Here is a 15,187-nt window from a genome sequence, read left to right as displayed (position 1 = left end):
TCTCGTCCGCCACAAGGAGGGCAACCCCCGCGAGGAAGGCCGGCTACAGGGCCCTCCCGCCGCCCTCCCGACACCGGAGGGAATCTGATGCCCCGTCACCGATGGTTCGTCCAGGTCATCGGCACCCCGCCGGACGGCACCGCACTGCCCCACTGACCGGCGTCGGCTCGCCGAGGCCCTGCCGTAACACGCCGGTACGCTTCCAGCCATGGATGTTGACCTGGTCACCGCCCTGCGGGCGATCGCCAACCCGACGCGCCTGCAACTGCTGGCATGGTTGCGCGAACCCGAACGCCACTTCCCCCTGGAGGAAGCGGTCGCCGACCCGCGCGAGGTCGGCGTCTGCGTCAGCCACATCCAGGCCAAGGCCGGCCTCGCCCAGTCCACCGTCTCCGCCTACCTCGCCGAACTCCAGCGCGCCGGCCTCGTCCGCGCCACCCGGATCGGCAAGTGGACCCACTACCGCCGCGACGAGGCCCGCATCGCCGCCCTCATCACCGCTCTCGGTCACACCCTGTAGGCCTCTGCCGCAGCCGGGGCGGGGGAGCCCCCGCCCCGGCTGCGGCCGGCTCGGGCTCCGCAGTCGTCAGGCGGCCTTGCGGGCGGTGTGGACGGTCATGGCCGAGAGGAAGAAGGCGTCCGGGCGGTTCAGGATGCCGGTGGGGGTGTCCTCGGCGAGGAGGGCGTCGAGGGTGCTGCGGTCCTCGGCGGCGAGGTTGTCGGCGAGCTGGTCGCGCAGACGGGCGAGTTGGGTGTGGAGGTGCTCGCGGGCGGGGCGGGCGAGCGGGGCCGGGTGGTCGATCAGGAAGGTACGGGTGCCGCTGGCGGTCAGACCGGTGCGGGTGAGCATGGCCGGCCAGTCCTCCACCTCCTCGGTGGCGCCGGGCAGTTCGGCACGCATGGTACTGAAGCCGTCCTCGTGCACGGCGTCGAGCCGGGCCTGGAAGCCGGCCCGGCCGAGACCGAAGTCGCGCGGCAGGTAGCGCAGCGGCAGGCCGCGTTCGGCGACGGCCAGCAGGCCGCCGGGCCGGAGCGTCGCGGCGAGGGAGGTCAGGGCGGCCTGCTGGTCGCCGAGGTGGTGGATCGCGTTGCCGGACCAGATCAGGTCGGCCTCGCCGAGCTTGCCGAACTCGGCGGGCAGGTCGGCCTGCTGGGTGCTCAGACGGCCGCCGGAACGGGCCCGGGCGCGCTCCAGCAGGGCGGCCGACTGGTCGACGGCGACCGGCTCGGCCTCGGGGAAGGCGTCCGCGAGCAGTCCGGCGATCACCCCGGGCCCGCTGCCGACGTCGAGGACCCGCCGCACCCCGCCGGCCTCGCCGTGCAGGGACCGCAGCCACTGCGCGGCCCCGGTGATGGCGGGGGCGCGCAGTTCGGCCTCCCGCTCCAGGTGGGCGGCGAGGACGTCCCAGTCGAAGTCGGCGGCGGGGACGTGGCCGTGGTGGTGCCCGTGCTGGTGCCCCTGGCCGTGCTGGTGCTGGTGTTCGGACATCGTGGGTTCTCCGATCGTGGGTGACGGAAAGGTGCTGCGGTCGGAAAGGTGCTGCGGTCGGAAGGGCGCTGCGGTCGGAAGGGTGACGCCGGGCGAAGGTGCCGGGGGAGCCGCGGGGAGCTGGGGGGAGCTTCCCCCGCTCAGGCGGGAACGGCGGCGCCGGACGCGCGGTGTTCGGCGACCGCCCGTCCGATCTCCTCCGCGACGAGGTCGTGGTCGAGGTCGAACGCCGCCGCCGCGCCCATCCCGGCGGCGACGACGACCTGGGCCCGCGGGTCGGCGACGTTGCCGACCGCCCAGACGCCGGGGACGCTGGTGCGGCCGGCCCGGTCGGTGGTGACCCAGCCGTTCTCGTCCCGGGCGCATTCCAGGCCGAACAGCAGCGCGTCCCGGGGCACCGGCTGCGGGAAGACGAACACGGCCTCGCGCGGCACCACCCGGCCGTCGGCGAGTTCCACGCCGCGCAGCCGGTCGGCGTCCGTCACCAGCTGGGTGATCCGGCCTTCGACGACCCGGACGCCGCGGGCGGCGAGCCGCTCCCGCTCGGCCCCGGTCGGCGTGAGGGTGTGCGTGATCAGGACGACGTCTGCGGACCACTGCCGGAGCAGCAGCGCCTGGTTGACCGCGCCCGGGCCGGTGCCGAGCACGCCGAGCGGGCGGTCGCGGACCTCGTAGCCGTGGCAGTACGGGCAGTGCAGCACGTCGCGGCCCCAGCGTTCGAGCAGGCCCGGGAGCTCCGGGAGCCCGTCGCGCAGACCGGTGGCGACGACCACCCGGCGCGCGTGCAGCACGGGGCCGCCCGCCAGGTGGACGGCGAAGCCCGTCCCCGCGCCTTCGGCGTCCGCGACGCCCTCGACGTGGTCGACCCGGGCGTCGACCAGGTCGACCCCGTAGCCGGCGACCTCCGCCCGGCCGACCTCCAGCAGCGCCGCCGGGGGCATGCCGTCCCGGCTCAGGTAGCCGTGCATGTGGGCGGCGGGGGCGTTGCGCGGCTGGCCCGCGTCCACCACCGCCACCCGGCGCCGAGCCCGGCCCAGCACCAGCGCGGCGCTCAGCCCGGCCGCGCCCGCGCCGACCACCACCGCGTCGTACTCGTCCCGGGGGGCCGTCGGCCCCGTCGTCCTCATCGTGTCGCCCATGGCGCTCACCTCCACCGCCAGGCTGCGACCGGACCAGCCATATCGGCAAGCTTTGTTGCCATTTCCGCAAACGCCCGCGCCCACCCCGGCCACCGCCCGTCCGCTCCGCGCCACGGGCCCGGACTCCCCGAGTGGACGGGGATCCGGACCGGCCCTTGCCATGGAGTGCACTCCAACTCCTAGCCTCTGACGCACCACCGACCCACCACCAGGGGGAGCAGCACCATGCGCTACCGCGTCCTCGGCGGCACCGGCATCGAAGTGAGCACCTACTGCCTCGGCACGATGATGCTCGGCTCCATCGGCAACCCCGACCACGACGACTGCGCCCGGATCATCAACACCGCGCTCGACCACGGCATCAACTTCGTGGACACCGCCGACATGTACTCGGCCGGCGAGTCCGAGGAGATCGTCGGCAGGACGCTGGCCGCCCGCGGCGACCGCGACGAGATCGTGCTCGCCACCAAGGGGCACTTCCCGATGGGCGAGGGCCACGGCCGCGGCGGCAACTCCCGGCGCTGGATCCTCCGGGCGGTCGAGGACAGCCTGCGCCGGCTGCGCACCGACCGGATCGACCTCTACCAGATCCACCGGCCGGACCACACCACCGACGTCGAGGAGACCCTGTCCGTCCTCGGCGACCTCGTCCGGGCCGGCAAGATCCGCGCCTTCGGCTGCTCCACCTTCCCCGCCGAACAGATCGTCGACGCGCACCACGTCGCCGAGCGCCGCGCCCTGCCGCGCTTCCGCACCGAGCAGCCGCCGTACTCGCTGCTCGCCCGCGGCGTGGAGCGCGACGTGCTGCCCGTCGTCCAGCGACTCGGCATGGGCGCACTGACCTGGAGCCCGCTCGCCTCCGGCTTCCTCACCGGCCGCTACCGCAAGGGCCGCCCGGCCGACCTGACCACCGGCCGCCCGACCATCCACCCGGGCCGCTTCGACCCGACGCTGCCCACCACCGCGGCCAAGCTGGAGGCCGTCGAGGCCTTCACCGCCCTCGCCGGGGACCTCGGCCGCACCCTGCCCGAACTGGCCGTGGCCTTCCCGCTGGCGCACCCCGCCGTCACCTCGGTGATCCTCGGCCCGCGCACCCACGACCAGCTGGAGGCGGCCCTCAAGGGCGCCGACCTGGTCCTCGACGACGCCACGCTGGACCGCATCGACGCCATCGTCCCGCCCGGCACCAACGTCTACCACCCCGACGGCGTCTGGCAGCCCCCGTCCGTCACCACCCCCGCCCTCCGCCGCCGCCCCACCACGGACCGCCCGGCGGGATAGCCGAGCCGGCCGCCCATGCCAGTGCGACACGGCGCATTACGGCGCGACACACTGGCCCCATGAAGACCATCACGCAGCGCGAACTCGCAGCGCGGTCCAAGGCCGTGCTCGACGATGTCGAAGCCGGCGAGATCTACCACATCACCCGCAACGGCACCGAGATCGCCGAAGTCCGGCCGATCAGCGGTCGCCGCCGATTCGTCCCCGTCGAGGAACTCCAGCGGAAGTGGCGGAACGCGCCGACGGTCGACGCGGCGCGGATGCGCGCGGAAGCCGACGCCTTCTACGGCGATGAGGCCCGGATCGGCGGCGCCGACCCGTGGGAGCGGAGGTGACCGAGCGACACCAACGCGGACTGCTCGACACCTGCGTCGTGATCGATCTGCCGCAGATCGATCCACAGCTCCTGCCAGCCGATGCCGCACTGTCGTCCATCGTGCTGCCCGAACTCGCCCAGGGCGTCGCCATGGCCAAGGACCCGGTGCAGATGATGGCCAGGGCCCAGCGACTCGCGGACGTGGAGGCGGAGTTCGCCACTCTCCCCTTCGACCGCGAGGCGGCTCGGCGGTTCGGCGGTTCGGCCCCCTGGCCGCCCTCACGATCCAGGCCAAGCGGGACCCCCGCCCCCGCCGCATGGACCTGATGACCGCGGCGACGGCGGCCGCCCACGGCCTGCCGCTCTACACGCGGAACGCGGGCGACTTCGTCGGCCTGGAGCAGGGCGTCGACGTCATCCCCGTGTGACGAACGGCCCCGCTCCAGCGGCGCCGTCGCCACTTCCGGACGGATCGCCACCACCGGCCGCGCCGCGGGAGGCCGGCTACTCCCTCGGGGCGGCGAAGCAGTGGACCACGACCGTGCGGTCGGCGGCCCACTGCTGTTCGCCGCTGCCGAGCCAGGTCCAGCCGAGGCGGCGGTAGCAGGCGTTCGCCGGGGCCGCGGTGGCGAGGACGTCGAGGACGGGGTGGAGGCCGAGCGCCCGCGCGTGCGCCACGGCGGCCGCCGCCAGCTGCGCGCCGATCCGGTGGCCGCGCGCCGTGGGGGCGACGTAGAGCCGGCCGATCACGGCGGTGAGTTCCGGGCGGCCGCCGGTGCGGCGGCTCCACAGGCCGGGGGCGACGTCGCCGGGGGCACTGCGGGAGAGGCCCACGTGGCCGACCGGGCGGCCGTCCAGTTCGGCGACCCAGGCGGCGAGCAGGCCCCCGGGGGTGAGCCAGGCGGCGGGGCGGTCGGGCCAGTCGGCGGGGTAGCCGTCAGTGGTGTGGACGTCGCCGAGCACCCGGACGCAGTCGGCGAGGTCGGTGACGCGGCGCCGTCGGACGGACACCCCTGCCCCGGCCTGCCGCGAGCCGGACGCGACGACGTTGGCGCGTTCTTCAAGGTCAGCCATGCCGGTACGTTACCGGCCGGGCCCCACCGCCGCAGCAGGTCGGCGACCCCGGTCGGATCCTCCTCGCCACCGACGACGCCACCGACGACGCCACCGCCGCCCGTCGGCCGACGCTCCATCAGCCGAACGTGCGGCCGGGCGCTCCCGGGCGCACGGGCGGGCCGTCAGGCGATCGCGGCCGACACCACCGCCGCGACCGCGATGTTGCAGCTGGCCGAGACCCAGACCGCCGGGTGCGGCTCCGGCTCGACCAGGATCGCGCCGAGCCTGCCGGGCGTCAGCAGGTCCACCGCCCAGAAGGCGACGGCCATCAGCACCAGCCCGAGCAGGCCGTAGCAGGCGGTCGAGACCAGGCCCTTGGCGAAGTCCGCGTAGGTGTACATGATCGCGGTGAAGACGATGCCGCCGATGCCGAGCAGCGCGGAGCTGAGCAGCACGGCGGCGTTGCGGTTGCGCTCGACCCAGATCTGGTGGCCGAGCCTGCCGGGCGTCAACAGGTCCACCAGTCCGACGCCGAGGAGCAGCAGCACCACCCCGAGGGCTCCGTAGGCGGCCGCCGCGCCGAGCCCGTGCAGGATGTCGTTCATCGTGGTCCCAGCCCCCGGTCCGCTCGCCGATCCCCGACCGGCCTGGTCAAGGGTTGGCAAAAGATACCCCACCGGGGCGGGCGGCGGACCGGGGAAGCGGAGCCCCCTGGTGTCAGTCGGGTCAGTGTTCCTCGTGCACCAGGTGGTCGACGCAGGCGGCGATCGCGAGCAGCAGACCGGTGTCGGCGCCGTCGGCGATCTCCACGCCGTAGGTGTCCCGGATCCGGAACCACTTGCGGGAGATCCGGGCGAGGTCGTCGCCGTGGTGGTTCTCGATCCGGTAGTCCTTGTCGATCAGGTCGCCGTGGATCTTCAGCTCGCCGCCGGAGGCCAGCTCCACCAGGTACTTGTCACGGAACGGGGTGAACAGCTTCTCCCGGACGGTCGCGATCACCTCGCCGTCGGCGTCCTCGATCTTCATCGCGTCGCGGACGGTGAACGCCTTCTCCTTCACCACCGCGACCACCCGCCCGTGCGCGTCCTTCAGCTCGAAGGTGTGCCGCAGCCGCAGCACCTTGCCGTCCACCAGGTACGCCTTGTGGCCCCGGTCGTCCTCGATCCAGTAGTCGTCTCCGACTGCGAACAGCTTCTCCCTGACCAGGTACCGCACAGCGGCCTCCTCCGTGTCGACGTGACCCCCATTCGACCCGATCCCCCCACCCGCCGGGAAGCACCGCCACACACGGGCGTTCAATGGCGGCATGCATCCCGACCCCGCCGCCCCGCTGCACAGCGAGCGCCTCGACCTCCTCCCGATCGGCCCCGAGCACGCCGAGGAGCTGGCCGCCGCCCTCGCCGACCCCGCCCTGCACGCCTTCACCGGCGGCTCCCCGGCCACCGCCGACGACCTGCGCGTGCGCTACGCCCGGCTCGCCGCCGGCTCCCCCGACCCCGCCGAGACCTGGGGCAACTGGGCGCTGCGCCTGCGCGCCGACGGCAGCCTCACCGGCTACGTCCAGACCACCGTCAGCCCCGGGGCCGCCGATCTCGCCTGGGTCGTCGGCACCCCCTGGCAGGGCCGCGGCCTGGCCACCGAGGCCGCCCGCGCCCTGCTCTCCCACCTCGCCGCCGCCGGCGTCAGCACCGTCACCGCCCACATCCACCCCGACCACCACGCCTCCGCCGCCGTCGCCCGGGCCCTCGGCCTCACCCCCACCGACGAGCAGCAGGACGGCGAGACCCGCTGGCAGGCGGAGCTCCCCCGGCCCTGACCCGGACCTGACGCTCTCAGTCCTCCTCGCCCGGCGCCGGATGCGGGTTGACGGCCTGCCCGTCGATCGGCTGCCCCCAGTAGTCGTCGCCCTCGGCCCCCACGCAGTACCCGGACCCCTCCACCCACCCCCCGGCGTCCTGGCACTGCTCCGCGGTGACGTCACGCAGAACGGGCCGGGCGGCGGCCGCCGAGGCGGCGCCGGCACCGGTGGCGAGCAGGACAGCGGTCGCGACCGTCAGGGCCGACCGGAGCAGGGGCGAGGTGATCATGCGGACAACGACAGCACGAACCCCACCCCCCACCCCACCGACACGCCCGCCGCCCCCGACCACGACCACGACCACCGCCCCGGAATGCCGCCCGACCACGATGCGGTTGGATACAGACATGGCATCTCGTGCACGTGTACGCGCCCCCGAGCTGGTCGGGGCAGGCGGTTGGCTGAACACCGGTGGCAAGGAGCTGACGCTCGCCGACTTCCGGGGCAAGATCACCATCCTGGACTTCTGGACGTTCTGCTGTGTCAACTGTCTGCACGTCCTGGACGAGCTGCGGGAGTTGGAGGAGAAGCACCGGGACACCGTGGTGATCGTCGGGGTGCACTCGCCGAAGTTCGTGCACGAGGCGGACCACCAGGCCGTGGTGGACGCGGTCGCCCGGTACGAGGTGCACCACCCGGTGCTGGACGATCCGGCGCTGGCGACGTGGAAGCAGTACGCCGTGCGGGCCTGGCCGACGCTGGTGGTGATCGACCCGGAGGGGTACGTGGTCGCCCAGCACGCGGGCGAGGGCCACGCGCACGCGATCGCGCGGCTGGTGGAGGAGTTGGAGGCCGAGCACGCGGCGAAGGGCACGCTGCGCCGGGGCGACGGCCCGTACGTGGCGCCGGAGCCGACCGCGGGGGATCTCAAGTTCCCGGGCAAGGCGGTCCGGCTGCCCGGCGGGCACTTCCTGGTCGCCGACTCCGGCCACCACTCCCTGGTGGAGCTGGCCGAGGACGGCGAGACGGTGGTCCGCCGGATCGGCGACGGGCAGCGCGGTCTGGTGGACGGCACCAGCCCCCGGTTCAGCGAGCCGCAGGGGCTGGCGCTGCTGCCGGAGGGCTCGGACTTCGACGTGATCGTGGCCGACACCGTCAACCACGCGCTGCGCGGGGTGCGGCTGGCGGACGGCTCCGTGACCACGCTGGCGGGCACCGGCCGCCAGTGGTGGCAGGGTTCGGCGACCGAGGGCCCGGCCCGCGAGGTGGACCTCTCCTCGCCGTGGGACGTCGCCTGGTTCGACGGCCGGGTGTGGATCGCGATGGCCGGCGTGCACCAGCTGTGGGCGTACGACCCGGCCGCCGGCACGGTCGGCGTCGCGGGCGGCACCACCAACGAGGGCCTGGTGGACGGGCCCGTCGGCGAGGCCTGGTTCGCCCAGCCGTCCGGTCTGGCGGTCTCGGCGGACGGCGAGCGGCTGTGGGTGGCCGACTCGGAGACCTCGTCGATCCGTTGGCTCAGTCGATCGGAGGGGGCACGTGAAACCGGGACGGTCCACACCGCCGTCGGCACCGGCCTCTTCGACTTCGGCCACCGGGACGGCGCGGCCGCGCAGGCGCTGCTCCAGCACCCGCTGGGCGTCACCGTGCTGCCGGACGGCTCGGTGGCGATCAGCGACACCTACAACCACGCGCTGCGCCGTTTCGACCCGGCGAGCGGCGAGGTCACCACGCTGGCCACCGACCTGCGCGAGCCGTCCGGCGCGGTCCTGGTGGACGGGGACATCGTGGTGGTCGAGTCGGCCCGGCACCGGCTGACCAGGCTGCGGCTGCCGGAGGAGGCTGTGCGGGTCGAGTCGGTCGCGCACCGCACCCGGCGGGCGGCCACCGAGGTCGCGCCGGGCGCGTTCCGGCTGGACGTGGTGTTCTCGGCGCCGAGCGGCCAGAAGCTGGACGAGCGGTACGGCCCGTCCACCCGGCTGCTGGTCAGCGCGACCCCGCCCGAGCTGCTGGTCTCCGGCGCGGGCGCGGACAGCGACCTGTCGCGCGAGCTGGTCCTCTCCGAGGAGGTCGCCGAGGGCGTGCTGCACGTCTCGGCGATGGCCGCGTCCTGCGACGACGATCCGGAGATCGAGTTCCCGGCCTGCCACGTGCACCAGCAGGACTGGGGCGTGCCGGTGAAGCTGGTCGCCGACGGCGCGCGCCGGCTGCCGCTGGTGCTCGCCGGCCTGGAGTAGCCCTGGAGTGGCCCGTCCAGTGCGGAAGGGGCCCGGCGGAGCGTACTCCGCCGGGCCCCTTCGCCGTTGAGGGGGGATCAGCCCGGGATCAGCCCTCCAGGAACGCCTTGATCGCGCTGGCCAGCAGGTACGGGTCCTCGGCGCCGCACAGTTCGCGCGCCGAGTGCATGGACAGCGCCGCGATGCCGCAGTCCACCGTCTTGATGCCGAGGCGCGCCGCGGTGATCGGGCCGATGGTGGTGCCGCAGGGCATCGCGTTGTTGGACACGAAGGACTGCCACGGCACGCCGGCCTTCTCGCAGGCGGCCGCGAACACCGCCCGGCCGACGCCGTCGGTCGCGTAGCGGTTGTTGACGTTGACCTTGAGGATCGGCCCGCCGTTCGGCAGCGGGTGGTGGCCCGGCTCGTGCCGCTCGGCGTAATTCGGGTGGACGGCGTGGCCCATGTCGGAGGAGAGGCAGATCGTCCCGGCGAGCGCCCGGGCGCGGTCCTCCGGGGTGCCGCCGCGCGCGTGGACGGTGCGGTCGAGGACGTTGCCGAGCAGCGGGCTCTGCGCGCCGGTGTCCGACTCGCTGCCGGTCTCCTCGTGGTCGAAGGCGGCCAGCACCGGGATGTACGGCAGGTCGGCGGCGCCCTCGGCGGAGGCGACGGCGGCCAGCGCGGCGGTGGCGGCGTGGACGGACAGCAGGTTGTCCAGGCGCGGGCCGGCCAGCAGCTCGCGGTCGCGGCCCAGGTAGGCGGCCGGCTGGACGTCGTGCGTCATCAGGTCCCAGCCCGCCACGTCGGCGGCGTCCACGCCGGCGCGCTCGGCGACGTAGGAGATCAGCGAGCCCTCGTCGACCGGGCCGAGGCCCCAGATCGGGGTGAGGTGGCGCTGCTTGTCGAGCTTCATGCCGTCGTTGACCTGGCGGTCCAGGTGGATCGCGAGCTGCGGCACCCGCAGCAGCGGCTCGTCCAGCTGGACGAGCCGCGAGCTGCCGTCCTTCAGCGCGAGGCGGCCGGAGAGCCCGAGGTCACGGTCCAGCCAGGTGTTCAGCGGGACACCGCCGTAGATCTCCACGGCGACCTGGCGCCAGCCGGCCGAGCCGGTGTCCGGCACCGGCTTGACCCGCAGGTTCGGCGAGTCGGTGTGGGTGCCGACCACCCGGAACGGGGTCTCGGGGCGGGCGCTCTCCGGCAGGTACCAGGCGATCAGGGCGCCGCCCCGGATCAGGTAACGGCCGCCGGCGGCGCCGTCCCAGACGTCGGTCTCGGCGACCTGCCGGAAGCCTGCCTTCTCCAGCCGCTCGGCGGCGCTCGCGACCGCGTGGTACGGGGACGGCGAGGTGCCGAGGAACGCGATCAGATCGTCGCTGTGCGTCCGGTCGAAGAATGCCTGGCGGGCGGCGGCGGTCGACATACTGCTCCTGAGTCGAGGGAGGGCTGAAGCCGGATGGGGAGTCGGCTTCGCACCTTGAGCATATGCCCGTACACGGACAGGGAATTCGGAACCTCCCAACGGATGCAGAACGAGGACACAACCGTGAAGTGACGCCGTGCCGAACTCCGTACACCCAGAGATCCACCCCGGTCGCGGACGGTCATCGCCACGCCCGGCACCGTGCCGCCGGCCCCGCGCAACAGGTGCGAAACGGGCGAACTCGGCGACGGGTGCGGGGCGGCGAACGGGCAGCGCGCGGGACCACGAACGGACAGCGTGCGGGACCGCGAACGGACAGCGTGCGGGGCGGCGAACGGGGCGGCGAACGGGCGGCGAACGGGCGGCAACGCCGAAGGGCCCGGCGGGAGCCGGGCCCTTCGGCGTGAGGGTGGTGTCAGACGGTCGGAGAGGTGTCACGCCCCTCGCGGCGCCCCTGGGGCGCGGCGGCGGGTGACGGGTGGGGCGAGGGCCTCAGAAGGCCTCCTCCGCCAGGTCCATGATCTCGTTGTCGATGCCCTCGGCGATCAGCCGCTGCGGGGCGACGGTCGGCAGGACGTTCTTGGCGAAGAAGCGGGCCGCCGCGACCTTGCCCTGGTAGAACGGGACGTCCTTCTCCGAGGCGCCGGCCTCCAGCTTGGCCAGGGCCACCGCGGCCTGACGCAGCAGCAGCCAGCCGACGACGACGTCGCCGGAGACGAGCAGCAGGCGGGTGGTGTTGAGGCCCACCTTGTACATGTTCTTGACGTCCTGCTCGACCGAGGTGAGGTCGGCCAGCAGCTTGCCCACGATGGCGTCCAGGTCGCCGACGGCCTTGGCGAGCAGCTCGCGCTCGGCGGCCAGGGCGTCGCCGCCCTCGGCCGCGCCGAGGAACTTCTGGATCTGCTCGGACAGCGCGGTGAGCGCCTGGCCGCCGTCCTTGACGATCTTGCGGAAGAAGAAGTCCTGGCCCTGGATCGCGGTGGTGCCCTCGTAGAGGGTGTCGATCTTGGCGTCCCGGATGTACTGCTCGATCGGGTACTCCTGCAGGTAGCCGGAGCCACCGAAGGTCTGCAGGGACTGGGCGAGCTGCTCGTAGGACTTCTCGGAGCCGTAGCCCTTGACGATCGGCAGCAGCAGGTCGTTGAGGCGCTCGGCGGCCTCGTCGCGCTCGCCGCGCAGGCCGGCGGCCACCATGTCGTCCTGGACGGACGCGGTGAACAGGACCAGCGCGCGCATGCCCTCGGCGTAGGCCTTCTGGGTGAGCAGCGAGCGGCGCACGTCCGGGTGGTGGGTGATGGTGACGCGCGGGGCGGTCTTGTCCAGGAACTGCGAGATGTCGGCGCCCTGCACGCGCTCCTTGGCGTACTCCAGGGCGTTCAGGTAGCCGGTGGAGAGGGTGGCGATGGCCTTCGTGCCGACCATCATCCGGGCGAACTCGATGATCTTGAACATCTGGCGGATGCCGTCGACCTTCTCGCCGAGCAGCCAGCCCTTGGCCGGGTGCTTGGCACCGAAGGTCATCTCGCAGGTGTTCGAGGCCTTGAGGCCCATCTTGTGCTCGACGTTGGTGGCGTAGGCGCCGTTGCGCTCGCCCAGCTCGCCGGTCTCCCAGTCGAAGTCGAACTTGGGGACGATGTACAGGCCCAGGCCCTTGGTGCCGGGCTTGCCGCCCTCGGGGCGGGCCAGCACCAGGTGGATGATGTTCTCGGACATGTCGTGCTCGCCCGAGGTGATGAAGCGCTTCACACCCTCGATGTGCCAGGAGCCGTCCTCCTGCTTGATCGCCTTGGTGCGGCCGGCGCCCACGTCCGAGCCCGCGTCGGGCTCGGTGAGGACCATGGTGGCGCCCCAGAGGCGGTCGGTCATCCGCTGGGCGACCTTCTTCTGCTCCTCGGTGCCCTCGTCGTGGACGACGCCGGCGAAGGCGGGGCCGGAGGAGTACATCCAGATGGCCGGGTTGGAGCCCAGGACCTGCTCGGCGTAGGCCCAGATCAGGGAGGACGGGGTGACCTGGCCGCCGATCGCCTCCGGGATGCCCAGACGCCACCACTCGGCGTCCATGTAGGTCTGGTAGCTCTTCTTGAAGGTGGCCGGGACCGGCGCGGTGTTGGTCTCGGGGTCGAAGACCGGCGGGTTGCGGTCGCTGTCGACGAAGGACGCGGCGAGGTCGTTCTCGGCGAGGCGCGAGATCTCGCTCAGGATGTTCTTCGCGGTCTCGACGTCCATGTCCGCGAACGGTCCGGAGCCGTAGACCTGCTCGCGACCGAACACCTCGAAGAGGTTGAACTCCACGTCCCGCAGGTTGGACTTGTAGTGACCCATGGCCGTTTTCTCCGGTTCGTCGCTTCCGGGAGACCGCCGCGTTCGGGCGCCCCGTACCCACCAGTACGCATCATGATGCTACCCAGCGGTAACTTGGGCAAGCCCCTGGCGGTGAATCCGCTATGAACGTGGTCACGTCCCACAAGGCGGGACGACCAGTCCTTGTCAGGATCGACGCCCGCACGGGCGGGTGCGCTCCCGATAGCCTGTCCGTGTGTACGGATATGACCAGAACGCATACCCGGGCGACCCCTACCAGCAGCAGGCGGGTCCGCAGCCGGGCATGAACGGCATGCCCGGCCCCGACGCCTACGGCGCGCAGTCGCAGGCGTCCCAGCAGTCCCTCTACCCCGAGCCCTCCCCGCCGTCGCTGGCGGACGCCGTCCGGGCGTTCACCACGGGCTCGATGGCGGTCGAGGACTTCCAGGCCATCTTCATCACCTCGAAGGTGCACTGCCCTCGCGGCGAGCGGCCCGGCTTCCTGGCGCTGCACAACACGCCGACGCCGGTGATCCCGATGTTCAGCTCGCTGAAGGAGCTGCGCCGCTACGCCGGCAAGGACTCCAAGCACTTCACCGTCACCGGCGCCGAGGTCCTGGACCTGCTGCCGACCGGCTACGGCTTCGCGCTGGACATGGAGGGCGAGCACCGGATGGTGTTCGACGCCAAGGCGGTCGAGCAGATGGTCGACTTCACCATGCGCCGCATGTACGGCTGACCCATCCTGGAGGAGGAGCCCCGCGCTCCTTCGTCACCATATGGTTCAACTTTCAACTTGCTTGTTGTTGAGAATTGAACTAACCTCGTGGACGTAGGCCAGAGGAACCCCCCGAAGGAGGCCGACATGCCCGCCGTGACCGTCGACAACCCGCTGACCCTGCCGCGCGTCGCCACCCCCGACCCCGCCGCCACCAGCGCCCGGCCGGTCCTCACCATCGCGACCGCACCCGAGGGCTTCGAAGGCGAGGGCTTCCCCGTCCGCCGCGCCTTCGCCAAGATCAACACCAAGCACCTCGACCCGTTCATCATGATGGACCAGATGGGCGAGGTGGAGTACGCCGCCGGCGAGCCCAAGGGCACGCCCTGGCACCCGCACCGCGGCTTCGAGACGGTCACCTACCTGATCGACGGCGAGTTCATCCACAAGGACTCGCACGGCGGCGGCGGCCACCTCGGCGGCGGCGACACCCAGTGGATGACGGCCGGCTCGGGCATCCTGCACATCGAGACGCCGCCGGAGTCGCTGGTGGCCACCGGCGGCCTGTTCCACGGCATCCAGCTGTGGGTCAACCTCCCGGCCTCCGACAAGATGGCCGCCCCGCGCTACCAGGACATCCACGGCGGCCACGTCAAGCTGCTCTCCACCCCGGACGGCGGCGCGATCCTGCGGCTCATCGCGGGCGAGCTGGACGGCCACCGGGGCCCGGGCGTCACCCACACCCCGATAACCCTCCTGCACGCCAGCATCACCCCGGGCGCGCAGGTCACCCTGCCGTGGCGGCCGGACTTCAACGCGCTCGCCTACGTCCTCAACGGCGACGGCACCGTAGGCGCCGAGGGCCGCCCGATCCACACCGGGCAGGCGGCCGTGTTCGGCGAGGGCGACACCATCACCATCACCGCCGACACCAAGCAGGACTCCCGCCACCCCAACCTGGACGTGATCCTGCTCGGCGGGCAGCCGATCCGCGAACCGGTCGCCTGGTACGGGCCGTTCGTGATGAACAGCCACCGCGAACTGGAGCAGGCCATGCGGGACTTCCAGTCCGGCCGGTTCGGCCACCCGATCGACTGACGGCACCACCCCGGCGGTGACCACACCGCCCCGGGCGACGGCACCATCCCGGTGACGGCACCGCCCCGGGCGCCTCGGCCGTCTACGCGCCAGGTCCGGTCCGGTCGATCTTGGCGGATCAGCCCGCGGCGTTGGGCGCCCGGCTGGGCGTGCGCCCGGATCGCCCTCGTACTGGACGTACTTGGGCGATTCGGGCGTGCGTCCAGGCGGGATGCCCAGCGTCGCGGGCCCGGCAAGATCGGCCGGACCGGACCTAGAGCCAATGCCAGTGACTTTGGTGTGTCTGTCTCGTTGGTTGTGGTGTGGCGAGGGTGGGGCAGGTCAAGTCGTGTGCGGGTGAGCGGTTGTCGGATCG

General features: G+C 72.8%; 16 protein-coding genes. 8 read left to right on the top strand and 8 right to left on the bottom strand.

From position 1 onward, the window contains the following. Positions 1-208: 208 nt before the first annotated feature. Positions 209-520 (top strand): helix-turn-helix transcriptional regulator, encoded by a 312-nt coding sequence (locus tag ACFVX9_RS38575; RefSeq protein WP_063348348.1) that lies wholly within the window; start codon positions 209-211, stop codon positions 518-520. A gap of 66 nt (positions 521-586) precedes the next feature. Here the strand turns inward: ACFVX9_RS38575 and ACFVX9_RS38570 are convergent, their stop codons facing one another. Together ACFVX9_RS38570 and ACFVX9_RS38565 are read right to left on the bottom strand one after the other, a co-directional pair. Continuing rightward, complete coding sequence (locus ACFVX9_RS38570; protein ID WP_387986838.1) at positions 587-1,489, bottom strand: class I SAM-dependent methyltransferase; 903 nt, start codon at positions 1,487-1,489, stop codon at positions 587-589. Between the two features lie 140 nt (positions 1,490-1,629). Beyond that, positions 1,630-2,628: an NAD(P)/FAD-dependent oxidoreductase gene (locus ACFVX9_RS38565; RefSeq protein ID WP_380373533.1), complete on the bottom strand. Its 999-nt coding sequence runs from the start codon at positions 2,626-2,628 to the stop codon at positions 1,630-1,632. Between the two features lie 225 nt (positions 2,629-2,853). Between ACFVX9_RS38565 and ACFVX9_RS38560 the strand changes: the two genes are divergently transcribed. From ACFVX9_RS38560 to ACFVX9_RS38550, 3 genes are read left to right on the top strand one after another with little or no spacing between them, the layout of a single operon-like run. Further along, on the top strand, positions 2,854-3,909 hold the full coding sequence (locus ACFVX9_RS38560; protein ID WP_387986833.1) for an aldo/keto reductase: 1,056 nt from the start codon (positions 2,854-2,856) through the stop codon (positions 3,907-3,909). A gap of 59 nt (positions 3,910-3,968) precedes the next feature. Continuing rightward, positions 3,969-4,244 (top strand): type II toxin-antitoxin system Phd/YefM family antitoxin, encoded by a 276-nt coding sequence (locus tag ACFVX9_RS38555; protein ID WP_387986830.1) that lies wholly within the window; start codon positions 3,969-3,971, stop codon positions 4,242-4,244. Beyond that, positions 4,241-4,552 carry a hypothetical protein gene (locus ACFVX9_RS38550; protein ID WP_380482391.1) on the top strand — a complete coding sequence of 104 codons (312 nt, stop codon included), beginning with the start codon at positions 4,241-4,243 and terminating at the stop codon, positions 4,550-4,552. Before ACFVX9_RS38555 ends, ACFVX9_RS38550 begins: the two co-directional genes overlap by 4 nt. A gap of 177 nt (positions 4,553-4,729) precedes the next feature. Here ACFVX9_RS38550 and ACFVX9_RS38545 read toward each other — a convergent pair whose 3' ends face one another. The 3 genes from ACFVX9_RS38545 to ACFVX9_RS38535 form a co-directional block, all read right to left on the bottom strand. Next, positions 4,730-5,299, bottom strand: coding sequence for a GNAT family N-acetyltransferase (locus tag ACFVX9_RS38545; RefSeq protein WP_380482393.1), 570 nt, complete (start codon positions 5,297-5,299; stop codon positions 4,730-4,732). 164 nt (positions 5,300-5,463) lie between these two features. Beyond that, positions 5,464-5,886 (bottom strand): DUF350 domain-containing protein, encoded by a 423-nt coding sequence (locus ACFVX9_RS38540; protein WP_363581436.1) that lies wholly within the window; start codon positions 5,884-5,886, stop codon positions 5,464-5,466. Between the two features lie 121 nt (positions 5,887-6,007). Beyond that, on the bottom strand, positions 6,008-6,496 hold the full coding sequence (locus tag ACFVX9_RS38535; protein WP_063348353.1) for an LURP-one-related/scramblase family protein: 489 nt from the start codon (positions 6,494-6,496) through the stop codon (positions 6,008-6,010). A 91-nt stretch (positions 6,497-6,587) separates the two neighbouring features. Here ACFVX9_RS38535 and ACFVX9_RS38530 point away from each other — a divergent pair, with 91 nt between their 5' ends. After that, a complete protein-coding gene (locus tag ACFVX9_RS38530; RefSeq protein WP_387986824.1) occupies positions 6,588-7,097 on the top strand; it encodes a GNAT family N-acetyltransferase in 510 nt (169 codons plus the stop codon). A gap of 16 nt (positions 7,098-7,113) precedes the next feature. Here ACFVX9_RS38530 and ACFVX9_RS38525 read toward each other — a convergent pair whose 3' ends face one another. Further along, the gene (locus tag ACFVX9_RS38525) at positions 7,114-7,368 is read right to left on the bottom strand and encodes a hypothetical protein (protein ID WP_387986821.1); all 255 of its coding nucleotides are present in this window, start codon (positions 7,366-7,368) and stop codon (positions 7,114-7,116) included. A 118-nt stretch (positions 7,369-7,486) separates the two neighbouring features. On the opposite strand from ACFVX9_RS38525, the gene ACFVX9_RS38520 reads away from it, so the two are divergent. Then, entirely contained in the window at positions 7,487-9,316 is a 1,830-nt protein-coding gene (locus ACFVX9_RS38520; protein WP_387986818.1) for an NHL domain-containing thioredoxin family protein, read from the top strand. 88 nt (positions 9,317-9,404) lie between these two features. Here ACFVX9_RS38520 and ACFVX9_RS38515 read toward each other — a convergent pair whose 3' ends face one another. Next, entirely contained in the window at positions 9,405-10,715 is a 1,311-nt protein-coding gene (locus tag ACFVX9_RS38515; protein ID WP_063348358.1) for a M18 family aminopeptidase, read from the bottom strand. Positions 10,716-11,207: 492 nt separating this feature from the next. Continuing rightward, entirely contained in the window at positions 11,208-13,037 is a 1,830-nt protein-coding gene (locus tag ACFVX9_RS38510) for an acyl-CoA dehydrogenase (RefSeq protein ID WP_063348359.1), read from the bottom strand. A gap of 214 nt (positions 13,038-13,251) precedes the next feature. Here ACFVX9_RS38510 and ACFVX9_RS38505 point away from each other — a divergent pair, with 214 nt between their 5' ends. Together ACFVX9_RS38505 and ACFVX9_RS38500 are read left to right on the top strand one after the other, a co-directional pair. After that, complete coding sequence (locus ACFVX9_RS38505; RefSeq protein ID WP_063348360.1) at positions 13,252-13,755, top strand: SseB family protein; 504 nt, start codon at positions 13,252-13,254, stop codon at positions 13,753-13,755. A 126-nt stretch (positions 13,756-13,881) separates the two neighbouring features. Further along, entirely contained in the window at positions 13,882-14,832 is a 951-nt protein-coding gene (locus ACFVX9_RS38500) for a pirin family protein (protein ID WP_063348361.1), read from the top strand. The last annotated feature ends 355 nt before the right edge of the window (positions 14,833-15,187 follow it).

The sequence above is a fragment of the Kitasatospora sp. NPDC058243 genome, assembly GCF_042882025.1.
Classification (GTDB): Bacteria; Actinomycetota; Actinomycetes; order Streptomycetales; family Streptomycetaceae; genus Kitasatospora.
This window is presented reverse-complemented; position numbering and strand designations above follow the sequence as displayed.